At 46.3% G+C, this 24,263-nt stretch carries 19 protein-coding genes; 5 read left to right on the forward strand and 14 right to left on the reverse strand.

Annotated elements, in window-relative coordinates; translation table 11 throughout:
• Positions 1-787 precede the first annotated feature (787 nt).
• The 11 genes from Tanf_RS13315 to Tanf_RS13365 all read right to left on the reverse strand — a co-directional run bounded on the left by Tanf_RS13315 (position 788) and on the right by Tanf_RS13365 (position 16,685).
• Positions 788-2,215 (reverse strand): MFS transporter, encoded by a 1,428-nt coding sequence (locus Tanf_RS13315; RefSeq protein ID WP_046826190.1) that lies wholly within the window; start codon positions 2,213-2,215, stop codon positions 788-790.
• 49 nt (positions 2,216-2,264) lie between these two features.
• Positions 2,265-2,936 carry a bifunctional 4-hydroxy-2-oxoglutarate aldolase/2-dehydro-3-deoxy-phosphogluconate aldolase gene (locus Tanf_RS13320; RefSeq protein ID WP_046826191.1) on the reverse strand — a complete coding sequence of 224 codons (672 nt, stop codon included), beginning with the start codon at positions 2,934-2,936 and terminating at the stop codon, positions 2,265-2,267.
• A gap of 26 nt (positions 2,937-2,962) precedes the next feature.
• On the reverse strand, positions 2,963-3,754 hold the full coding sequence (locus tag Tanf_RS13325) for a gluconate 5-dehydrogenase (protein WP_046826192.1): 792 nt from the start codon (positions 3,752-3,754) through the stop codon (positions 2,963-2,965).
• Positions 3,755-3,785: 31 nt separating this feature from the next.
• Entirely contained in the window at positions 3,786-4,826 is a 1,041-nt protein-coding gene (locus tag Tanf_RS13330) for a sugar kinase (RefSeq protein WP_046826193.1), read from the reverse strand.
• A gap of 34 nt (positions 4,827-4,860) precedes the next feature.
• Positions 4,861-6,786 (reverse strand): heparinase II/III domain-containing protein, encoded by a 1,926-nt coding sequence (locus tag Tanf_RS13335; RefSeq protein WP_046826194.1) that lies wholly within the window; start codon positions 6,784-6,786, stop codon positions 4,861-4,863.
• Positions 6,787-6,822: 36 nt separating this feature from the next.
• Complete coding sequence (locus Tanf_RS13340; protein ID WP_046826195.1) at positions 6,823-8,373, reverse strand: sulfatase family protein; 1,551 nt, start codon at positions 8,371-8,373, stop codon at positions 6,823-6,825.
• The gene (locus Tanf_RS13345) at positions 8,370-9,566 is read right to left on the reverse strand and encodes a BT3233 family polysaccharide utilization protein (protein ID WP_236684445.1); all 1,197 of its coding nucleotides are present in this window, start codon (positions 9,564-9,566) and stop codon (positions 8,370-8,372) included. The genes Tanf_RS13340 and Tanf_RS13345 overlap by 4 nt, the downstream gene beginning before the upstream one ends.
• Entirely contained in the window at positions 9,526-10,368 is an 843-nt protein-coding gene (gene kduI, locus Tanf_RS13350) for a 5-dehydro-4-deoxy-D-glucuronate isomerase (protein WP_014225584.1), read from the reverse strand. Before kduI ends, Tanf_RS13345 begins: the two co-directional genes overlap by 41 nt.
• A 198-nt stretch (positions 10,369-10,566) precedes the next feature.
• Positions 10,567-12,273 (reverse strand): RagB/SusD family nutrient uptake outer membrane protein, encoded by a 1,707-nt coding sequence (locus tag Tanf_RS13355; RefSeq protein WP_014225583.1) that lies wholly within the window; start codon positions 12,271-12,273, stop codon positions 10,567-10,569.
• A gap of 11 nt (positions 12,274-12,284) precedes the next feature.
• Entirely contained in the window at positions 12,285-15,410 is a 3,126-nt protein-coding gene (locus tag Tanf_RS13360; RefSeq protein WP_052449125.1) for a SusC/RagA family TonB-linked outer membrane protein, read from the reverse strand.
• 57 nt (positions 15,411-15,467) lie between these two features.
• Positions 15,468-16,685: a glycoside hydrolase family 88 protein gene (locus Tanf_RS13365; RefSeq protein WP_014225581.1), complete on the reverse strand. Its 1,218-nt coding sequence runs from the start codon at positions 16,683-16,685 to the stop codon at positions 15,468-15,470.
• A 375-nt stretch (positions 16,686-17,060) separates the two neighbouring features.
• On the opposite strand from Tanf_RS13365, the gene Tanf_RS13370 reads away from it, so the two are divergent.
• From Tanf_RS13370 to Tanf_RS13380, 3 genes are all read left to right on the forward strand, one after another.
• Entirely contained in the window at positions 17,061-17,447 is a 387-nt protein-coding gene (locus Tanf_RS13370; protein ID WP_046826197.1) for a diacylglycerol kinase family protein, read from the forward strand.
• 149 nt (positions 17,448-17,596) lie between these two features.
• A complete protein-coding gene (locus Tanf_RS13375) occupies positions 17,597-18,352 on the forward strand; it encodes a tRNA threonylcarbamoyladenosine dehydratase (protein WP_014225579.1) in 756 nt (251 codons plus the stop codon).
• 151 nt (positions 18,353-18,503) lie between these two features.
• The gene (locus tag Tanf_RS13380; protein WP_080948652.1) at positions 18,504-19,607 is read left to right on the forward strand and encodes a mechanosensitive ion channel family protein; all 1,104 of its coding nucleotides are present in this window, start codon (positions 18,504-18,506) and stop codon (positions 19,605-19,607) included.
• Between the two features lie 79 nt (positions 19,608-19,686).
• Here the strand turns inward: Tanf_RS13380 and Tanf_RS13385 are convergent, their stop codons facing one another.
• Positions 19,687-20,163, reverse strand: a complete 477-nt coding sequence (locus tag Tanf_RS13385) for a Dps family protein (RefSeq protein WP_046826198.1) — start codon at positions 20,161-20,163, stop codon at positions 19,687-19,689.
• A gap of 128 nt (positions 20,164-20,291) precedes the next feature.
• Here Tanf_RS13385 and Tanf_RS13390 point away from each other — a divergent pair, with 128 nt between their 5' ends.
• Both Tanf_RS13390 and rd read left to right on the forward strand, forming a co-directional pair.
• Entirely contained in the window at positions 20,292-21,236 is a 945-nt protein-coding gene (locus Tanf_RS13390; protein ID WP_046826199.1) for a hydrogen peroxide-inducible genes activator, read from the forward strand.
• A gap of 275 nt (positions 21,237-21,511) precedes the next feature.
• Entirely contained in the window at positions 21,512-21,673 is a 162-nt protein-coding gene (rd, locus tag Tanf_RS13395; protein WP_014225575.1) for a rubredoxin, read from the forward strand.
• Positions 21,674-21,893: 220 nt separating this feature from the next.
• Here the strand turns inward: rd and Tanf_RS13400 are convergent, their stop codons facing one another.
• Together Tanf_RS13400 and Tanf_RS13405 are read right to left on the reverse strand one after the other, a co-directional pair.
• Positions 21,894-22,358 carry a C-GCAxxG-C-C family protein gene (locus Tanf_RS13400; protein WP_046826235.1) on the reverse strand — a complete coding sequence of 155 codons (465 nt, stop codon included), beginning with the start codon at positions 22,356-22,358 and terminating at the stop codon, positions 21,894-21,896.
• 114 nt (positions 22,359-22,472) lie between these two features.
• A complete protein-coding gene (locus tag Tanf_RS13405) occupies positions 22,473-24,233 on the reverse strand; it encodes an ArnT family glycosyltransferase (RefSeq protein ID WP_046826200.1) in 1,761 nt (586 codons plus the stop codon).
• Positions 24,234-24,263 lie beyond the last annotated feature (30 nt).

The following is a 24,263-nucleotide window of genomic DNA, read 5'->3' on the forward strand; positions in this document are numbered from 1 at the left end:
CTAAAGAAAATGCTGGAAAAGATTAAGGAAAATCTTTTGCGTTCTATTTTTTACGGGTTTCTGCCAAAGGAAAAAATATACTTTTATTCCTTTTTATTCAAGAAAATCAATTGTTAAGGAGCGACTATATACTCTTCTTCTTGAGCATCCGATTTGTGCAGCAAAATGATTGATCGAAAGTCTTCGTTCCTTGACTTTTTGCCGAATTAGCGGTCCTATGTATATATCTTTGTTTATCATCGGGTGAATTGCGTATAACCCGATTCTAATGATAATAGAAGTACCCAAAAAAGTACGTGGGACATTCTCATTACTGGCAGAGGTCTTCGCATAACCCGATGTAAGAACAAGAAAGCCCACGTAGCACGTACTACGTGAGCGTCAATGCTTTTTCGTCTTACACCGATAAAAAATTGCGAAGTTTCTGCCGGTCAGAATAAAGCTAACGCTTTCGTATTATATTTCAGTACAACTTTTTTACATTTTATATTGTTTAAATTATTCCTCTATAAACACAACAAAGGTAAGGAAAAAGATAGACAACATCATTTCACACCTTGATTTTTTACACTCACTGTGTGTATTGCTATCACATATTCACAAACCAAATCACGTAAAACACATATTTCATGACTCCTTTATATTGATTCTTTATTCTGCAATATTTCGGCCAATTACATATCTGTCAATATGGTAATTTTGACGTTTTCAAGATTACCGTTGACCGGATGAATCAAACATCTCCACGAGAAATGTCAGTCAGCGATCCACCTCCAATAAGATTTCCCTACAATTTTTCAATCGGCCGATATTTCGGTACAAGGCTTTTCATCACCACCCAACCCATCAGATAGGCCACGGCACAGACACAGAAGATGATAAAATAACCGGCCGGTTTACCTTCGAAGCCGAAGCATTGCAGATTCGTCTCACCGGCATACACGAAAAGTTTACCGGCCGACTTCTGCAGGATCAGCGAACCGATGCCTCCTGCCATACCACCGATACCGGTCACGGATGCGATGGCCGACTTGGGAAACATATCCCCGATAGTCGAAAAAATATTGGCCGACCACGATTGATGTGCAGCTCCTCCAAGTCCGATCAGGATAACGGGGAACCACGGGGAGATCGTACCTAACGGTTGTGCCATCAGCACAATCAGAGGGATGAATGCAAAGATAAGCATAGCCTGCATCCTCGCGGCATACGGATTCTTCCCGGTCTTGTCGATAATGATAGTCGGCAGTTTACCCCCATAAACCGAAAGCATCGTAATGGCGTAGAGCGTGAAGATAAGCGCCATACCGAGTCCGTCGGTCGTTTTGATACCGAATTGCGTGTTCAGATACGACGGAATCCAAAAGAGGAAGAACCACCACACGCCATCGGTCATGAACTTGCCGAATGCGAAAGCCCACGTCTGTCGGTGCATAAAGCAGCGGATAAACGAACTTTTCTCTTCCGATGCATCTGCCGGCAGACTGTCCGTATCTTTATCCGAAAGAATATAGTCGAGCTCGGCCTGATTGACACGTGCGTTCTTCTCCGGTTTTTCATACATAAATATCCAGAATCCCATCCATACGAATCCCAATGCTCCAATGATGATAAAAGCCATTTCCCAGCCGAAAGCTTTGGCCAAAGGAGGGATGGATAAAGGAGCGATCAATGCGCCGATTGATGCACCGGCGTTGAAGATACTCGTGGCATAGGCCCGGTCTTTCTTCGGAAAATATTCAGCCGTCACTTTGATGGCTGCGGGGAAGTTGCCAGCCTCACCGATCGCCAACACACAACGTGCGACGATGAAAGCGTACATGCTCACCGTAGCGATGACGACAACTACGTCGCCTGTAGCCTGTGCCAGTTCGGCTGCCGAGGCCAGTCCGGTGTACTGCTCGGTGACGATACCACACAATGCATGGATACACGCTCCGAGCGACCAAACACCAATGGCCCACAAGAAGCCTTTCTTACTCCCAAGCCAGTCGATAAATCGGCCGGCAAAAAGCATCGAGATGGCATAGATGAGCGAAAACAACCCCGTAATAGTACCGTAATGATCTTCGTTCCAATGAAATTCGGGTTTGATAAATTCATCCCATGTCAGCGACAGCACTTGTCGGTCTAAGTAATTGATTGTCGTCGCAAAAAAAAGCAATGAGCAAATCACCCATCTGTAATTTGTCTTTTGTTCATTTCCCATGTTCATATTCTACTTCTTTACTACCTTTTACTTCTTTAACTACCCTACCCTTTTTTTACTCCTTCCGAACCTCACGGATAACACCTAATGCCTGTGCACAAATGTCTGTAATCTTTTCCCAGTTACCGGAAGCTATGGCCTCGGGCGGAAACAGGTTAGACCCCATCCCGACACATGTTGCTCCCGCATCGAACCAGGCTTTCAGGTTCGTTTCTTCGGGCTTAACACCTCCCGTCACCATCACCTGCGACCACGGCATCGGCGCTTTGAGCGCTTTGACAAAGCCGGGGCCCAGCACATCGCCGGGAAAGACCTTACAGATATCACAACCCAACTCCTGCGCATATCCCACTTCCGATACCGATCCACAACCCGGAATGTAAGGAACGAGCCGGCGGTTACAGACCTTTGCAATGTCGGGGTTCGTCAGCGGACCGACAACAAAGTTAGCCCCCAGCTGCAGGTATAACGAAGCGGTCGGGGCATCGACGATGGATCCGACGCCAAGTATCATCTCCGGACAAGCCTCAACGATCCAGCGGCTCACCGCTCCGAACACTTCGTGAGCCGCCTCTTCTCTGTTCGTAAACTCGAAGACCCTGACCCCTCCGTTATAGCAGGCACGGATAACCTGCTTGGCCACTTCCACATCACAACTGCAAAACACCGGCACGAGGCCCGTGTCCGTCATGGTCCGTATCGTTTCTTTCTTATCGAATCTTGCCATATTTATCACAATGGAGTTCCTGTTAATTAAGGCTGTTTACCGATATAAGCAAGGATACCTCCGTCGACATACAGGATATGTCCGTTCACGAAGTCCGAAGCACCGGAAGCCAAAAAGACAGCAGGCCCGGCCAAATCGTCGGGCGTACCCCATCGGGCGGCCGGTGTCTTGGCAATGATGAAAGAATCAAACGGATGACGCGAGCCATCGGGCTGTACTTCACGCAGCGGTGCCGTTTGCGGTGTGGCGATATAGCCCGGTCCGATACCGTTACACTGGATGTTGTACTGTCCGTATTCCGAGGCAATGTTACGTGTCAGCATTTTCAGTCCTCCCTTGGCTGCAGCATATGCCGAAACGGTTTCACGCCCCAGCTCACTCATCATGGAGCAAATATTGATAATCTTTCCGTGTCCTTTTTTGATCATCGCCGGAATAACCGCCTTGGCCACAATAAACGGAGCATTCAGATCGACATCGATCACTTGCCGAAATTCTTCGGCGCTCATCTCGTGCATCGGGATACGTTTGATGATACCGGCGTTGTTAACCAGAATATCGATTGTTCCCACTTCCTTCTCTATCTGTGCGACCATCGCATCGACCGCCTTTTCGTCGGTCACATCGCAGATGTATCCCTTAGCCTCAATCCCGGCTTCTTTATAAGCTCTTAACCCTTTGTCTACAAACTCTTGCTTCAGGTCGTTAAACACGATGGTTGCTCCTGCTCCGGCCAATGCCGACGCAATAGCGAAACCGATACCGTAAGATGCTCCTGTTACAAGCGCTACCTTACCTTCTAATTTAAACTGTTCCATATCGTTTTATTTCTTTTGTTATTTTAATATATTATCTTACTACTCTGCCCGATCCATCGCCTCCCATCAGTTGCTCCACTTCGTTTACTGACATGAGGTTAAAGTCTCCGTAAACCGTATGCTTGAGACACGATGCCGCCACGGCAAAATTGAGCGCCTGCTGATCGTCGTGCGGGTAGGTGATCAGTCCGTAGATCAGTCCGCCCATAAACGAGTCGCCCCCTCCTACCCGATCTACGATATGCGTAATATCGTATCGGCGCGATGCATACAGTTTGTCCGAATATAAGCACCCGCCCCACGTATTGTGGTTGGCGTTGATCGATCCGCGCAGAGTGACAATGACTTTCCGGGCACGCGGAAATCTCTGCATCAACTGACGACAGACCGACTCGAATTCATTCGCTTCCAGCTTGCCTCCGGTATGCTCGGCCTGAAACCCTTCCGGCTTGATGCCGAACACCTTCTCGGCATCTTCCTCGTTACCGAGGATGATATCGCATCCTTCAACGAGCGCCGGCATGACTTCCGAAGCCTTTTTCCCGTATTTCCACAAGTTCTTTCGGTAATTCAGATCGCATGAAACGGTTACGCCCATCTCGTTAGCTGTCCGTATGGCTTCGAGGCATGCGTCGGCTGCCCCCTGCGAAAGCGCAGGAGTGATACCTGTCCAATGAAACCACTGTGCATCCTTCAGCACTTCTTCCCAGTCAATCATCCCCGGTATGATCTCGGCAATGGAAGATCCGGAACGATCGTATACGACTTTCGAAGGCCGTGCTACAGCACCTGTTTCCAAAAAATAGATGCCTACCCGGTTACCGCCGCGAAGAATATGCCGTACACCTACATTGTATTTTCGCAGTTCGGAAATGCACCATTCGGCAATTTCATTTTGAGGTAACCGTGTGACGAACTCGACCGGGATGCCGTAATTAGCAAGTGAAACGGCTACATTGGCTTCGCCCCCGCCGAATGTTGCCCCGAGACTGGCAGATTGAATGAATCGCAAATATCCGGGAGTCGCTAAACGAAGCATGACCTCTCCGAAGGTAATCACTTTTTTTTGCATACTACACATTTATATTATAACGAATAAACCTTATTTATTTCCGTGAAATGACAATCCGGTAATGACCGCTTAGAGAGAGCTCTTTTGCCTCAAGCGTAATCCTGTACAGTTCCTTTCCCCACACGTTTGACAAACGCGGATCGGTCAACGTAATCGTTTCGACCGAAGAGGTAAATATATTTCTGTCGTATGACAGGCGCGCTTTTTTCCCTTGTACTTCCATATCGATCTGTCCTTCGATGCTCCGATCCACTCTCGCCCACGTCAGAAAATGAAGTTTATTCCTCTTTTCAGGTGATTCCAGCGAAAAACGGTCATTTATCTCGAGTTGCTTATCCCGTAACCGATAAGTCCTGTTCCACGAATGTATGGAGGTCTCCTCAGGATATGCCTGCTTCAATTCGAGCGATAACGTACGATTTGCCGGTGTAAATTTCATCTGCTCCGCTTTATATTTCGCTCCGAATGCCTGCTGGGTTCCGTTTATTTCCGGCAGGTTGTGGAAAAGACTTTGCATCGTCCAGATTGTATATCGTTCGTCACCGAATGTCTGTCGGGTGTAAGTACCTACACCGGCATCGATCAGTACGGGAGTCTCATCGATATACAGCGAGAACGTACCGACATCGTTATGATTATGGCTCTCGTTGTTATGTCCTCCTTTACCGGCAAAGAAAAGTCCGCCACGGGTTCTCATATAACAAAACTGGGTCTCGGGATACCACGTGGTAGCTGGGGCTGAGTAAGGAAGCGTGACTGTACTCAACGCATGGTGAAAGCGTAAGGTTTCAAATGTCCGGTATACGTCCCGGCGATTATTCGGAGCTTGCGGAGCCTGCTCATTCTTTCTGAGAAAGGCGGAAAAAGCCATCATCTCGGTGCTGTTTACCGCTTTTCCGTACCGATAGATCAAATCCGCATCGGGCTCGAGCCTGGCCGTAGCATCGGCAAAATTGACTACCCATCCGTTACCTACATACGAGCGAGAGATGTATTCCCCCATGCGGCGGATCAAAGGATCTTCAAAAAGGGACAGCTGTCCGCCGGTAACATCGCAAAGGAGCTGTAAGTAATCATACAGTTTTCCTGCCGCATGTCCCCAATAGGATGGGCCTTCCTCGCAGGCGCCGTCGGCTTTGCTGTAATTGATGAAATGATCGACCGACCGTATCGTTTTATAGACCGCTTTGGCCAGTCTGTCGGTATCGTTTTCGAGCAGCATGAAACACTGGAGTACGCTAAAGTTACACCACGGGTTCCAGTTGTTCACCATATCTCCCGGCTTGTAATTCATGGCCATCCACCAGAAATGATCGGTTTCAAGATACGTTTTCAGGATACGCTTCTCCACTTCGTCGCGCATTCGCTGTGATATCACGGGATTGATTTTATCCAGTTCATTACGGAAGAAGTGATGAATCCACGAAAGTTCGGCGCCGACTTCGCCCGAGACAAGTGCAATCACATGTTCGTTATGATCAGGGAGTGTTCGATTGTCGTGTTGCAGACGTACATGAGCCGAGAGCGCCCACGAAGTCATCTCGCAGAAATAGAAGACGCCGTTAGCCAACGGTTCGATGAAACGCCCTTTTCCTTCGGCAAGTTCGGCCAGAAAGAGATCGGTCAGGGTCTGTGCGTTTTCATTGTACGGATTCTCCATGATCTTCCGCGATCCGCTTCGTTCGTATTCTATATAGTCCATTGCCTGAATGACCTGCCAGCGATACTCCAATGCTTTCTCACCCCGTCGGATATAGACATCTTTAAATTCACCGAACAGGGCATCCCAGCCTTGGCGATCGGTATAATCGGGGTAAGCCACCCACTGTTGATGCAAGACGAGCAGCTCTTTTAACCTCTCTTCCGAGGTTTTCCGTTGCAACAAATTCTTTTCAGTATAGGCAAATAGTGTGCAAACCGGCAAGAAATATATGATAAGAGAAAAAAGTAATTTCTTCATTTTTTCACCTCTTCATTATTACAGAATAACGTGTATTTATTCATACATAATCAAATCTTTCAGAATGCCGTCTTTATACCACGGATCATCATATTTTTTGAGCAACTGTCCCAGTTGTATCAATAATTGTCGTTTCAGCTGAGGCCGGGTATTCCAATCGATATTATTCATCTGGTACGGATCATCGAGATCATCAAAAAGCAAGATTTCTTTCAGTTGCTTATTCTCCTTATCGACTGTAAGAGAGAGCGTATAACGATGTGTTTTGATACCACGCGCCACTGGAACATACGTTCTTACCTTACCGTCTTGATCTTGCGGACCATCCATATTCCGTATATATAAAGCAGCATCGGGCAATGGCTTGTCAGGTTGGTTGGAGAACAACGCTTTTGAGAAGTCGGTCCCCTGTACCTCATGAGGAATGTGTTGGCCCAGATTACTCAATCCAAGCAGTGTTGGCATAATATCCGGACTGGAGAGCAGATAGTCGACCACTTTCGGTTTAAGTCTCTGCGGATAACGCACCAGGAAAGGAACATTCATCGATTCAGTATAAGGTGAGTTTTTAGCGTCTTGCAAACCATGGCTGCACATCGTTTCACCGTGATCGGAAGAAAATACCACCATGGTATTCTTCGACAATCCCAATTCATCTAAAGCTCCGAGCAAGCGGCCGAACTCCCGATCCACGCCTGTGATCTGTGCAAAATAATATGCCGCTGAAGATGACTTCTCCATTGTCGTATCGACATTATGGCGTACAAGCAGTTCGCTCAATGTCCGGTCTTTGTAATGCCTGTAATCCTCTTCCATGCAGTCATTGAACGAGTTGTACGGGTGATGCGGCGGATTCATGCTGATTATCAGAAAGAACGGTTTGGATTCGTCACGCCGGCCAAATTCGTTTTTCAAATAACTGATGGCCATATCGGTTTCGTGCGAGGGTGACCATTGATTGATATCGTGTCGTTTACCGTCAGTATCCCAATAGTGCGGATGCTTATGTACATCGAATGTACCGTACGAATACCAGAAATTGAAGCCATGTCGTCTTTCGGGAGGAGTATAAGCATCCCAAACGAGGTCACGATTCTCTACATAGTTTCCCGGGTTCTCGGGATCGTTCGGCGTAGGGGTATCAAGATGATACTTTCCGATATAAGCACAGTCATAACCGTTACGACTGAAGACGTCGCTGACAGTCGTGGCATCGTTACGCAGCGTACTGAAAGGGCGTCTGCTGTTCACATTCAGCGGCACTCCGCTCCGGTGAGGATACATGCCTGTTAGCAACGACGCACGATGCGGGCTGCTTAAGGGGCAGTTGCTCATGGCCGAAGAGAAAACAACCGACTCCCTGGCAAAACGATTCAGGTTCGGTGTTTCGACCGGATCCGCTTTACCTTGCAGATGCGAAGCAAAAGCCGGATCGTTCCAGAATCCCATCGCACTGTTACGCATCTGGTCAGGGAAAATATAGATAATGTTGGGACGTAAGGTGTCGTCGGCGCGGTGTTCTTGAGCATGTATGCAAGCCGGAATAACACCGATAAGTCCCAGACAGGATAGTTTAGAGGCTTTCATTCAACGTTTATTTTAAGAGGTTGTTTAATTTTTCGGGTTTCCTGCTTCAGGAAGTCGATCCATGCGGCGAAATTGTCGAATCCGGCTTTACTCCATCCGGCGCCGGCATAATACACATAGTTTGTTTTTGTGCGATAAGGGCTGATACCCAGCAGATGTCCGTGACCGGTTTTGATTTCACGGAACGATTCCGGGCGGATTACGCCGGCATAGATCGTCCCGTTGATCGAGTCTGTCGGTGTTTCACAAGCCATGATTCCGTTCTCGGCATCAGAAAGAATGTCTTCAGGTGTCTGCGCATGCAGCACGATACCGGTAGCCAGTGTCATCTCTGCCGTATCGGCCTCGAATACCTGTTCGATCCGGTTGAGGTAGCTGTATGCATCGAGTGAGATTCGACGCGTCTCATTCACTTCGAAGCCTTGCACATTATACGGTTTGTAACGCAGCTCAAAGGCAATGCGTAAAGGCCCTTGATCAAGAATCCTGTATTCCGTAAAATTATTTCCGAGCCACAGACTGTCATTGACGTAAGGCGCTGTCATTCCCAACCCAAGCGTACGGCCTACTTTGTAGAAATCCAGCCCTTCACCATGATCTTCGTGATATGACCGAATACCGGCCAGATCATCTTTATACCACCGGTCGATAACGAGCGCATCGGTACGCTTAGCCCAGAAATCCATCCCGTTGCTGATCTCGCCGGTTGCTTCTAATGCCGGTCCGTACACCCGAAAAGCGCTGCGGTTGTTCTCCCACGTAAAGTCATCCTTTCGTTCGGGGACAAAACGGCCGTAGGTCATCGGATCCACATGGGCCGGTTTACCGACGGTTATGCGGTATTCGTTTTTTCCGTTTCCGGCAAGACTCACAGGGAAAATCAGGCTCACAGGTACCTCGTTTCCTTCAGTAATTAGTTGGCAGGGAATTTCTTCGCTGGCGTCATTATGCACCACGACCGATTGTCCGTCTTGCAACGAAAGTTTCTCGCATACGGTTGTCCACGCTATTTCAACCATTTCGTGTTCGCGATCGAATGTCGCAGGATTCACGACCGTTACCCGTATCGTTTTCTGCGTCTCCGTACATGCTGTTGTGGCACACAAGCAAGAAAGGGCAAGAAAAAAGAAATATTTCATCTTCGATTCGCCACTATTTAAGTTCGGTGATTTTTGAAAAATCCTGATCACCATAGTCGAGATTTTCTCCGGCCATCCCCCAGATAAAAGTATAATTGCTTGTTGCGGCGCCCGAATGGATAGACCACTCCGGTGAAAGCACTGCCTGATCACCTCTCATCCAAATGTGTCTCGTTTCGTTCGGTTCACCCATAAAATGGCATACGGCCTGATCTTCCGGTACTTCGAAATAGAAATACGCTTCCATACGACGGCTATGCACGTGTGCGGGCATCGTGTTCCATACGCTTCCCACAGCAAGCTCTGTCATCCCCATCTGCAACTGGCAGGTAGGCAGCACTTCATTCACAATCATTTTATTGATTCTACGATGGTTCGAGGACTCCAACGAGCCGAGTTCCATCACGATGGCATTCGCTTTCGTCACCTTCTTATCAGGATAATTCCGGTGTGCCGTGGCCGAGTTGAAATAAAATTTAGCCGGCCGGTTTCCATCCAGACTCTCGAAATACACTTCCCGATCACCCGAACCTACATAGAGCGCTTCTTTATAGTCGAGTTCAAAAACATCATCACCGACTTTCACGGACCCTTTGCCTCCGACATTATAAATACCCAACTCACGCCTCATCAGGAACACCGGTTGTTTCAGCGGATCGATCGCTTCGAGCCGAAGGGTTTCCCCTATGGGCATAGCTCCGCCCACGACCATCCGGTCATACATGGAATAGACCATATTTACCTCGTTTGGAACGAATATTTTCTCAATCAAGAAATCTTTTCTCAGTCGTTGCGTATCATACGCCTTCGCATCATCGGGATGCGCTGCATAACGCAGTTCATAATTTGTCTTCATTTTGTTCGATTAGTTTTGTTTTGCACACAAATATAAGAAATAAATCGCATCTTTTCTTCGGTAGGAAGAAGTCATCACTGACGCTCTGCGCCGTTGGGAGAATTTCGGATTTATCTGCCGCAAAACAGGCTTACCGGTTTCCAGTAAGCTCTGTCTTGCGGCAGAATCGGCCTGATATATTATCTGTTCGAGACAGGATTACCAGCCAGGGTTCTGTACCAATTTGTCGTTCTTATCGATTTCCTCTATCGGTATCGGCCAGAGGTAATCACGGTCACGTACGACACGCTGATAGTATTTTGCACCGGTGAAACCCTTTTCCCATTTCCCATCGAGCAGTTTCTTTAAGAGATCCCAACGGCGCAGGTCACTGAAACGTAACCCTTCGCCGGCCATCTCCACGGCGCGTTCGTGCATGATACGCCTGAACACTTCTTCTTTTGTCGATGCTTTCAACCATTCGGGACCACTGTTCAGGCCAGGCATCTCCACACGCGCTCTTACCTGATTGATCAGCTCGACGGCACGTGCCTGATTCCCTGTTTCGTTGTGACATTCGGCACACATCAGCAGCACGTCGGCATAGCGGATGATCGGGAAATTGATCGGCGTATGCTCGCGGTTCGTCAGAGAACCGCCCATATCGTATTCAGGAACGAATTTACGCCAGGGATATGAGTCAGACATACTTCCGTTGATACGGATAAAGCCGTTTTTCTCATTTACTCCTCTGGCAACTACATACTCACAATCTTTACGGGCATTAGACACCCATCCATTGTAACGGGAATAAGGCAAAATGATAGAAGCTGCCATGCGAGGATCGCGTTTAGCATACATTTCAAGCAGTTTCTCCTTTGCTGAGGGATAAGCTTTCACCTTTGTTTTATCGGGCGTCAACGAAGCCCGGAACGTTTTATCCTTTACTTTGTTATCATTCTTGAAACCGGGAACAAACTCATCCCAGTCGAACGGTCGACCATCTTTCCATTCATACGAATCTACGAAGGTCGTTGCGGCCATCACATTATTCCAACAACTTCCGTAAGCAGCGCGTGTACCCATGTATTTAGCCATCGGCATACCGAACTCGGTACCCACACCGCTCATGTTTTGCACGGCAAAAATCATTTCGGAGCTCTCATCGCCACCGGGCTTAAACAAAGCAGCATAATCCGGATAAAGAGTAATGCCCGAAGTTTTGATCACTTCTTCGAAAACATCGGCTGCTTCCTTATATTTTTTACCATAGAGAAGTGTTTTTCCTTTCAACGACAGAGCAGCCCAACGGGTAGCTCTCCCGCGATTCGGTATATCCCACTCTGATGGAAGGGTTCGAGCTGCTTCGTCTAAGTCTTTGAGGATAAATTCATGGACAGCCTCTTGCGTATCTCTGGGTTTGAGCATATTCGCAAAATCTTTGGCTACAACCGTCGTCTCGTCATACAGCGGTACCCCTCCATAGAAATCACAAAGCGTAAAATAATACAATGCTCGCATAAACCGGGCTTCACCTTTGTAGCGAGCCTTTAATTCATCGCTCATCGTAATTTTATCTACATTCTGCAGCACGGCATTAGCCCGTGCAACACCTTCGTAGAGGTTGGCGAATTTTCTGGCGCAATAATCTTCCGAACTGTTATAAGTACCTCGGGAAATACGGAAATACGCAGGATCATCATAACCGGTGCCAATATCGGAGAGACAGTCGAATCCGTACTGAATCCCGAACACATGATCGTTTTGCATCTGGGCATAAACACCCATCATAGCCTGATCGGCATGAGTCTGAGTTTTCCAGAACGAATTTTCGTCCAGAGCGTCGGCCGGTTTTCTGTCGAGGTCATAACACGAAAAGAACAGAGCGGCCTGTATCATCGATAAAAGAATATATTTATATTTCATGATGGTATGGATTAAAATGAGAGATTAATTCCGGCTACAGCTTGCTTCATCGAAGGATAATTCAAACCGGAAACTTCGGGATCGAATCCCTTGTATTTAGTAAATGTAAAGAAGTTCTCAAGACTGCCATAGAGACGTATACGCTCAATACGAACCTTTTGTGTCAGTGATTTAGGGAATGTATATCCGAGTTGGATATTGCGTATTTTCAGAAATGCTTTGTCTTCGAGATAGAAGTCACTGGCTATGGTATTCCTCCTGTCGGAATAGTCGAGCAGACGCGGATAGGTAGCATCCGTGCGCCCTTCATACCAGCGGCCGTCGGCTATGGCTTTATTGATTTGGTATCCTGTGCGGACTGTAGGAGTGTTATACGGCGAATGTTGCCAGTAAACTTTCACACCGGCCTGTCCTTGCAGAAGAACCGAGAAATCGATCCCCTTATAGGAAGCTCCCAGATTCAACCCGAAATGGTATTTGGGATTAGGTCCATCGCTTACGACGGTACGGTCTTTTTCATCGATTACCCCGTCGCCGTTGATATCTTTATAAAGCAAATCCCCTTTCTGAGGTCTTCCGTAAGCGGCAAACGGATTTACTTTTTTGCCGTTGACGACCGGCGCATTATCGATCATTTTCTGCACGAGTGCCAAGTCTTCATCCGTTTGGATGATGCGGTCGACCCGAAGCATATATTGAGCATTGATCGGCAAACCCTCTTTAATCATGTTCGTACCTGAGAGTGAATATTCTTTTCCTTTGAATTTGTCCACATTGTTCGTAATATGGGTAAAATTCACCTCGGCCGAATATGAGAAATCACCAATCCGATCACGCCATCCGAGCGTTATTTCGATACCCCTGTTTGTTACCTGTGCGCTGTTCTGTTTGGGAATGGAAACCGTTCCGTGTACTGCCGGCGCCGGCAAATTAATCAGAATATTTTTTGTTTTTTTATCGAAGTAATCAATCGTACCCGTCAATCGATTTCCGGCCAAACCGAAATCGATTCCGAAGTCGGTAACATAAGTCGATTCCCATGAGAGATCGGGGTTAGCAATCGCAGGTTGTGCCAAGGCGGTCATTGCTGTATTATTGAGCACATAACCTAATTTATGATTATGGAAAATATTGGAATAGGTCGATAAGGCATCGTAATTGCCTACCGAATTATTTCCGAGCGAACCGTACGAAGCGCGCAGTTTCAAGTTCGACAATCCTTTTTCCGTCAGAGGTGCCATAAACGCTTCCTGGTCGACACGCCAAGCTCCTGATACAGAAGGAAAATAACCTCGGCGTTTATTCTTTGCAAAGCGTGAAGAGGCATCGGTACGCAAGTTAATCTCAAGCAGGTACTTATTATCCCAATCAAGATTAAGTCGCCCGAAGTGCGAGTGCATCACCCACTCGGTGCGTGATCCGGACGATGACGATTCACCCACTGCGCCATCAATCACATCCAGATTCGGATCAATCAGGTTATAACGACGGGCGGAAAACTTCTTTTCCCGATATAATTCCTGGCTCGCACCTACCATTGCTTTCAGGTTCATCCGGCTGTCGAATAAAGATGTTTCGTAGTTTGCGACAAGGTCGTTGAAGAAACGTTCGATCTTATCACTTACGTTTGTGATGCTTGTTTTCCCTGCACCGGGCAATGTAACGGTATTATCGGTAAAGTTCCATCCATCAAGAAATACGGGTTTGCGATCCTGAAAAAGGTCTACAAACTCATACGAATACGAACCTGTAATCGTGAAACCTTTGAAGGGATTCAGTACGCCGAAAAAACGTGTACGCATATTGTTCTTGCGCGTATTTCCGGATACCGAATTAAGTCTCCGCAACGGATTGTTATTGGCCGATTGAGAAGCATCCTCAAGATTATTCATTGCTCCGTAACGGCCGTCGGGCGAGCGGAATACCATGCCCGGCGTCGTAGCGGACGTGTACGTAAAGACATCCTTAACAACAGAACCTGCCGCCGGTCCCATATTCGATACGTACCCACTCAGCTGCATCCCTATTTTGAGCCATGATTTGAGGTTGGCATCCAGATTCAGACGTGCATTGTAACGGGTGAAACCTGCATTTTCCATGACCCCCGGATTGTCTAAATAACCGAAGGAGCCGTAATAGCGCATATTCTTAGAACCGCCGCTTACGGACAAGGTATGATTGGTAGAGACCGACGGGCGAAATGTTTCGTCTACCCAATCCGTATTCGGATATTTCAACGGATTGCGTCCGGCATCATCGCGCCATGCTTTGATTGATTTGTCGGAAAATACACGAGACTTACCCGAATTTTTCCAACCTTCGTTGACCAGTTCCATATAGTCTGCATAATTCGAAACGGGGGTCAGTGTCTTGCGAATCGACTCGGATGAAATATACCCGTTGTAATCGATCTTCACATCCCCTTCCTTTCCCTGCTTCGTTGTGATCAACACAACACCATTGGCTGCCCGTGATCCGTAGATCGAAGCTGAGGCGGCATCTTTGAGTACGGACATCGACTCGATATCCTGCGGATTGACCGTGTTGATACCTGCCTCGACCCCGTCGATAATGATCAGTGGCGCTGAGGAGTTAAGCGTTCCCTGTCCGCGCACCAAAATGCCGGCATTGTCATCGCCCGGTTGATTTTTTCCGGAACGTACCGATACTCCGGCCACCATACCGGCCAGCGCATGAGAGGTGTTGGTGATTGGACGACTTTCAGTCAGTTCGTTCATGTTGATTGATGCAACCGACCCCGTCAGATTGACTTTCTTCTGCGTACCGTAGCCTACAACAACTACTTCGTCGAGCAGTTGATCATCCTCCGACAAGATAACATCGATGGTCGATCGCCCTTCGACTGCAATTTCCTGCGTTTTCGTACCGATGTAGCTGAACACTAACGTAGCTCCCGATGGTACATCCCTAAGTTCGTACCGACCGTCCATGTCGGTAATTGTACCTTGATTTACATTGCCTTTGACGATAACTGTTGCACCGATAACAGGCTCTTTCCGTGTGTCGGAAACCGAACCGCGTACCGTGATTCCGCTCTGAGCGAAAACATACAGAGGCAATAGTCCGATGCATGCAAGGATACATCTTCTCCAAAAATCGTTAACTGTTTTCTTCATGATTCATTTGAATGTTTTGTAATATGGTATTTCCTTTTCTAATTGTATGTGGATAAATTATTTCATGTTCTTTTTTCGAATCAGCGCCTCGAGAAAATAATAATCGGCATAGTTTAAAGGCACGTCGATTTCGTTATTGTGCGGGATGCTACCCACAGAGTGCATCAGCAGGAAATTTCCGTTCGTACCCACGATAGCCTTGTAAGAAGAGCTCGACAAAGAACGAATAATTTTGTCGGCCGTTACCCTGTAATCCGTCTTCCCGAACGATGCCAGTTCATACAGTGCCGAAGCCGTGATAGCGGCAGCCGATGCATCGCGCGGTTCGTTGGGGATACAAGGAGCATCATAGTCCCAATAAGGGACCAGGTCTTCCGGTAAATTCTTATGACGGAACATAAAACGATAGATTCTATCGGCCATTTCAAGATAACGCTGATCTCTTGTATAGCGATAGCAAACGGCATATCCGTAGATAGCCCATGCCTGCCCACGCGCCCACGACGACTCGTCGGCATAGCCCTGTGCAGTATATTTGCCGCGCACACCTCCTTGTTTTTTATCGTAATCGACTACATGATAACAGCTACCGTCTTCTCTGAAATGATTATCCATCGTTACATCGGCATGCGATACTGCTATTTTATAATATGCAGAATCTCCGGACAGCGCTGTAGCCTTAAAAAGCAACTCGAGGTTCATCATATTATCGATAATGACCGGACACATCCACCCGCGTTTACCTTGCCAGCCCCGGTCTTCATCCCAGCTCTGAATCACGCCGGCTGTCGGGCGAAACCGCGTCGCCAATGATTTGGCCGCTTCGATCAGCACCTCTTTGTATGCTTCGTTACCGGTGACCCGTAACGCATTTCCAAAGCTACTATTGATCATAAAACCCACATCATGATGCCATTTGAGATATTTTACCGAATCAAGGTCTTCCGTATATTTTACGCCTGTGACCTTCCAGCACTCCTCTCCGGTCAGATCATACATATAAAAAAGCGTACCGGGAAAGAATCCGCTTGTCCAATCGTCCTTCGAGATGTATTGTACTTTCCCGTTGTGAACGGTTCTGGGATTAAGTATCCGTCCGGATTCCTCGATCAACCGTACTTGGAATCCGATTTGTTGCATAGCTGTTCGTATGACCGACGAAACAGAATCTTCTTCCGAACATATCTCCGTATTCCGCAAAGTCGTCTCTTTCGGACTACAACCGAAAAAAACGAGAAACAGAAACGCCGAAATCAAAAAAACGTTTACTTTCATGAAGTATCTTCTCTTATTATTTTATTAGATGTGTTCTTAAATTATATCATGATTTGCGGGACAAATATAGGAGCCGAAAAGAATGCAAAGGGGGTAAAATCGTACATTAGACACCTCTTTTCGTACGGAAATGTGTAAAACAGGGAAGTACGCTTCATCTCTATTACATCGAAAACCGGATAGTTCGTTTGGACTGCAAAACTTCGGAGTATTCTGCAACCTTAGGATGAATAAGCACCTACAAGAGCCCTTAAAAGTATTACCTTTCACGGACTCTTCGACAAAAAAGTTTGTAAATTTGGATATTAAACGAAAGTCACACACATCGGGATGAAATATAATGGTACGTTCGGAATTTTACCCTACCTTTGAAGCATGATTCAAGAGAAGAAAAAATTTTCTATCCGGCGTTTATTCCGGAGTTTCAGCTATGCCGTACGGGGGGTCCGTCAAGTGATTTGTGCAGAACAAAACGCACGAGTACACATTTGTGCACTCATATGCGTCGTTGTAGCAGGGATGTATTTCCGGCTATCGTCGACGGAATGGATCGCTGTTGTCCTTGCAGCCGGCGGAGTATTTGCAGGAGAGACGTTCAACACGGCCATTGAAGAATTATCAGATGCCGTATCCCCTCAATATGACAAACGTATCAAACGAGTAAAAGACTTTTCGGCCGGCGCCGTACTGATCACGGCTATCACAGCAGCTATCGTTGGTCTGGTGATTTTTATCCCTAAAATTGTCGAGCGATGTTACTAAAATCCTATTAATAAAAATTGATTCATCATAAATACACAAGTGCTCAACATTCATTCTATCCATGCAGCCAAGCAGTCAAAGCGCATATATAAACGTGTTCTTTTGTTTTATCCTTATCTTTGCGCCGGAGTTATTTGGACCATGTAGAGATGTCGGGGAAAACAAACTTTGAACGTACCGAGTTATTGATCGGTGCGGATGCGATGCGGTACATGAATGCCGCACGAGTGATCTTGCTGGGGGTTGGAGGAGTAGGTAGCTGGTGTGCCGAAAGTCTGATACGCAGCGGCATCTATCACTTGACCCTTGTCGATTCCGACTGCGTAAGCGGAACAAATATCAACCGTCAACTTCCAGCTACGACGCTTACCGTAGGGGAAGCCAAAGTAAATGTGCTGAAAAAACGTCTTCTCGAGATCAATCCGGAGGCAGAAATTACAGCTATTCAAGGGAGATATAATGCCCATACCTCCGCCTCTTTTCATCTCGATTCCTACGACTACATCCTCGACGCCATAGACAGTTTGGAAGAAAAAACGCACCTGATACGGACAGCGACGCACACGGATGCCGTATTCTTTTCCAGCATGGGGGCAGCCTTAAAGATGGACCCGTCGCGTATCCGTACGGCGGAATTTTGGAAAGTACAAGGATGTCCATTGGCTGCAGCCTTGCGCCGGAAATTGAAAAAAGGTCAATTGCCCGAAAAGAAATTCGTCTGTGTCTTTAGTGACGAAGTTCTCAACAACCGGGACTTTCTTCCCGACAGAGCCACCTCATTGCCGGAAGGGGATACACAAAGAGCACGTATCAACGGTACATTGGCACACATCACAGCGATATTTGGATTCACCTTGTCAAGCCTCGTTATCAACGATATATACACATCCGTCAACAATGGGTAGGACTTCTATTCCACTGTTTCTCTCATCCGATGAATTGACGGTTAGTCTTGGTATTTTTCATTCTTTTGTATCTTTGCATGCAACAAAGATGAGCTTATAAACAGATTACATTCTTCAACAATAGAATTTTACAAATCATAAAAAAAACACCATGATGTTGGATACACTTTACTACGGCAACTCAGTGCAGGACTGGGGAATATCTCTACTTGTTATTATTGGCGCTCTTCTTACTAATAAGTTCATTTCTATGATCATCAAGAAGATCATCCGAAAAGTTACCGCTAAGAGTCGTACACGCCTTGACGATATACTGATCACTGCCTTTGAAAAACCTGTTTACATGGGCATCATACTATTTGCGATATGGATATCCCTTGATCGTCTGACATTGGGTGATACATTTCATAAAACGCTCAAAAATGTCTATGAAGTATTAATCACGCTCAACGTAACGTGGTTCTTTGCCCGGCTCTTCACAGGATTACTTGAAGAAAATCTGGGAGACAAAAAGAATGATGGACAAAAAAGCCCCTTTAACATCGACCGGAAGCTCCTCCCCGTCATCAAACGCGGAGTACTTATTTTCGTTTGGTTTATCGGTGGAATGATCGGACTGCACAATATCGGTGTAACCGTAACCACCTTGATCGGAACGTTGGGGATCGGAGGGATTGCTTTTGCACTCGCTGCACAGGATACGATCAAAAATATCTTCGGCGGAATTACCATTTTTACCGACAAAACGTTCCAAATCGGCGATGTGATCAGTTTCGATCAGATGGAAGGCACCGTTGTCGATATCGGATTAAGAAGTACACGACTTGAGACGTATGACAAGCGGATCGTCATTATCCCGAACTACAAATTGATTGATGCCTTAATCACCAATATCTCTTCAGAGCCTGCGCGGCGTATTGTCATGGAGATCGGACTGACGTATGATACCACACCCGAAAAGATGCAGAAAGCCGTCAAAATTTTACGAAAGATTCCTCATAAGGTGCCGGATGTGGAAGAGAATGGTCTGAATGTGGCATTCGCGAATTTTGCAGATTCGTCGCTTGTGATCCGTTTTGTTTATTTCATTCGCAAGGGAGCGGATATTTTCGGGACACGCTCGACCGTCAATTTCGAGATACTTCGTTCGTTTAACGAGGAGGGCCTGAACTTCGCCTTCCCCTCCAGAACCCTCTATATCGAAAATCATACCGAAACGCCGGAGGTCAAAGCGTTAATAAACGAGCAACACTGATGCTATAAAAGACAAGAAGATGTGTCATAACGATATGTTTCGACACACCTTCTTTATTGCTCTCAGTAAGCGATCTATATTACGCCATATAAGCCGTCAACTTCCACAAGCGCGCTTCAATGGCAGCAAGATGCTTACTGGCCAATGCAACCGTACCGTAATCGTCGGCTTCAGTCGCCAATTTAACAAGGTTACGGTATTTCTCGTGCAAGGTCTTCATCGAATCGAGTACCTGGTTGACTCCTTTTTCCCAATCCGATACATGATGCGTCTCTTTAATATCCGACTGTTTCAGATACTCCGAAAAACGGTTTTCAGGATGGCCGCCCAACATGGCAATGCGCTCTGCTACCTGATCGATGGCCGCTGCCTCTTCATTGTAATATTCTTCATACAGCTCGTGCAGTTCGAAGAACTTATCTCCTGCGATATCCCAATGCAATCCTCTCAGATTCGCATAATACACTTGACGGTTGGCAAGTACATCGCTCAATCCGTTAATCATCGATTGTACCGCATCGTTCACTTCTTTGCCTGTCTTTTTTTTCGTATTCATATTCTAACTGTTTTTTATATGTTGGTCAATAATGTTATTTATTGCATGCAAAGATACAATCATAAATCCCTTTTGTCAAATTGATAATTTCTATCTTTGCATCAATTTTATCAATAAATGGTACAGAGATGACGATTCAACAGTTAGAATATATCATTGCAGTCGATAATTTTCGGCATTTTGCCAAAGCGGCAGAAGCTTGTCGGGTAACACAACCGACCTTGAGCATGATGATTCAGAAGTTGGAAGATGAGCTGGAAGTCAAAATTTTCGATCGGATGACACAGCCCGTCCAACCCACAACAATCGGAGAAAAAATCATCCATCAGGCGCGAGGGTCCGTATATCAATTCAATCAGATTAAGGAACTTGTTTACAACGAAAAAGATGTTCTGAAAGGAGATTTTAAAATGGGGATTATTCCCACTATCGCTTCTTATCTGGTTCCGGAACTTCTCAAGAGGGTCCGTGAATCGAATACGGAAATCAATCTCATGATGGAAGAAGTGTCCACTTCTGCAATGATCGAAAATATACTGTGCGACCGGATAGACGGAGGATTGGCCGTTACTCCTTTGAATCATCCTTTACTGGTCGAAACACCTATCTATTACGAAAAATTTTACGCTTATGTATCACCGGGAGAACCTCTTTTTCACAGTAACGAAATCGACCTGAAAGAGATCGACATTCATAAGGTATGGTTGCTTAATAACATTCATTGTCTACGCGGACAGGCAGAAACGCTCTGTAAAAAGAAAAGAGAAAACGAACCATCTCCAACGGTCAGCTATGAATCAGGAAGTTTGGATACGCTAATGAACATTGTAGATTATAATGGAGGCCTGACGATTATACCTGAAATGACCGCCATGGGACTGCCCGAAGAAAAGCAAGGTAATCTTCGCAAGATCAAGGGGGACACTTCGGTAAGAGAAATCAGCCTGATTGTCAGCCGTGATTTTGTTCGCCGGAAAATGGCAGAAGCTATTGTAAACATGGTTAAAAAATCAGTCCCTCTATCGATGCAAAACCCTGAACTTAGCCGTCATACGATTAAGGTAGACCTCTGAAGCAACGCTGTATTTTATACTTGAAAAAAGAATACGCCATAAGGGTCCGGAAACCATGCTTATTTCCCTGATATAAAGGAACAGCTGACGAGTAGAAAACATTAAAGGTTTATAAAACACTCATTTGCAATTTGTAAAAAAAGACAGATTAAAAATCCTGTTTTTTGATTTGTAAAAAACGCAATAAACACAAAAAAAATCACCACGAACAATTATCAATGTAAAAATAAAAAAACACTATATTTGTCCGCCTAATTTTTTTTAAATAATAACGTATGAAAAAGTATAGATGCATCGTATGTGATTACATTTACGATCCGGTAGAAGGAGATCCGGATGGAGGTATTGATCCGGGAACAGCGTTCGAAGATATTCCGGACGATTGGGTTTGCCCTTTGTGTGGCGTTGGCAAAGATGATTTTGAACCGGTCGAATAAACAATCCGGCCTGCACGAGTCCAAAGGATAAAATCAATCGTAAAATCAGGATGAGGAGGATATCCGTATTCGTCATTACGAACGAAACTCCCCTCCTGATTTCATTTTTTTCTACGATTTCCCTATTTTCCTGATACGTTTAAGGCATCACACAGGTTCTACAAAAGCAAACCTCTATCAATCGAAACTCTTCCTGTTTACTTCATAAGATACTAATGCCTCAAGAACGTTCCAGAAGTTTTTCGCCCACAAGGCGAGCCGCTGTAGCGACATATTCCACACATGGGCGTCTCCTGATCGATTCGGATGTATTCTCGGAGGGAGCAGGTTTTTCCTGTTCCTCCACTACGAGTAGTTCCCGACACAAGATAGAACCGTTTATCTGACGAAACCGCTCTGCTAACTCCTGCACCAGTGCATAATTTTTCTTCTTGCCCTCTTTGTCCGACGGGTCGGCTGCCGGTTCCATAAACCCTGCCATCATAGCCATACTGCTGACGGTGCCACATACTTCGCGCATCTTTCCGATCCCTCCACCAAACGGGGCAACTATAGTGGCTGCAAATGAAGGTTCTATCCCCCATACATCTGTGTAGGCCAACAATACGGACTGCGCACAATTATACCCTTCCGAAAATAAACGACGTGCCTCTTGTACACGTTCCTCGACATTGATTGATTCCATATTTTTTTCTTTTACAACAACACACAAGCATACTGTATACTCGACAAAGATACGAAAAATGATTTGTCCGCAGACTTTTCATCGAAAAATGATAACAGTCCGTTTATCTCAGGATCACTTTCTCGCAAAACGCGACAACACCACCCGTGCTTTTACGTCGGCCAGAATACGACCGGATGTACGTAATTCTTCAAAGGTATATACTCCGGCATAACGCTCGAGGACTTTAGGATAGTCCCTCTCATCGGCCAAGAAATATCCTGTCTGCGGTTGCTCGGTCTCGAAATTATGGAAGCAGTTGCCAAGATAAAAGTTCAAACCGTATAAGTTCGTATATTGACGAAGATTATTCATGACAAAAAGGTTATCCTTATTCAGCGGATATGCGCCACGGATTTCTCGGGCAAAAGCACGCGAGGAGTTCTCGTTTCGGATTCCGCGCATCACGATGCCGTCGATAAAGAGATGAACACAGAAGATCAAAAAGATAGAGGCATACAACATCTTGATGTTGATCTTCTTAAATAGTTGGTAATAGCTTGTCAATAAGGCGGTCAGAAGAAATGCCAGCACGATGATGGTCGAGACTGAGGGACGGAAAGCCTGTCCGACCGCTTCGAAGGTCTGCAAGGTAGAAGCTCTTGATGTATACTGGCTTGCCAACGCTGCAAGGTCTACCGTTCCTGTCATACAGAGCAGGGCCGTAATGAAGGCCACAGATGCCACGGCTGTTAAAACGCCGGCAAAGACACGGGTCAGCTTCGAACGATGCTCCGTCAGATATAGAATAGCTTGCGACATAAACAACGCGATAAACGGATAAGCCGGCATCAGGTAAACACTCCGCTTGCTACTTGGTAACATGTAGAAGAACACAATACAAACAGACGCTACCAGGCTGAACAAGCGTATTTTATCGAGCGACAAGATTGTGTTCCATGCATTTCTGACCCATCTTCCGAGATTTCCCTGCGGCTTACGCCAACTCACCCCGAAAAGAGAGAAAAAGAGCAACAAGGTCCACGGCATAAAACCGGCAGCTAACGTAACGAAGTTGTACCAGAACCCTTCCTTATGTCCCAGATCATACGATATATTAGCCTCGCTTAAATGAAAAAAACGTCCGAAGTTTTCGGCCAGCACAACATTTAAAAAATCATTGCCCCCCTGCTTCCACGCTTCGATATACCAGAGCATGGGAATAAACAACGACGATACGCCCGTATAAAGCAGCGTCTTGAATATACGAAGCAAACTGTATTTCCGCAACATCAACAGATAGACACCAAAGACGAACAGGGGTAAAATGATACCGACCGGTCCCTTGGTAAGTACGGCGCCACTGAGCAGCAACGGTATCCCGAGAGGCAGCCCTTTCAGGGATAATTTTTCTTCCCATCGGTACATTTGTATCAGTCCGGCCACCATGAACGTGGTCAGCACCATATCGACACGTGCCGTCATCCCTGCACGATGAATCTCGACACAGGTAAACAGCAAACAAACGGCAATGAATGCTTCTTGAAAACGCATACGACGACCGAAGAAGATCAGTACGATGGCCATCAGTGCCGTATAAGCTATCGCCGAAGGCAAGCGTGCTGTCAGTTCACTCACATAGCCTTGCGGCAACGAGCAGGCTGCCATCAGCCAATGCGCCATCGGCGGTTTATAGGCAAACTCATCGGCATAAACGGTCGGCAGTGTCCAGTTACCCGTTTCGAGCATCGACACGGCCACGGCAGCTTCGCGCGGTTCGCCTTTAGTCGAAAAATCGCCCGTCGCAATCCACGGGAGGATCGAAAACAGACAGACGAATATCACCGTACTTACCGGCTTCTGAAGGTAAAGATATTGAAGAGCAGACGTGCGCATAAATTTTCTTCTTTATTGTTTTTGTATCCG

This window comes from Tannerella forsythia (assembly GCF_001006485.1).
GTDB lineage: Bacteria > Bacteroidota > Bacteroidia > Bacteroidales > Tannerellaceae > Tannerella > Tannerella forsythia.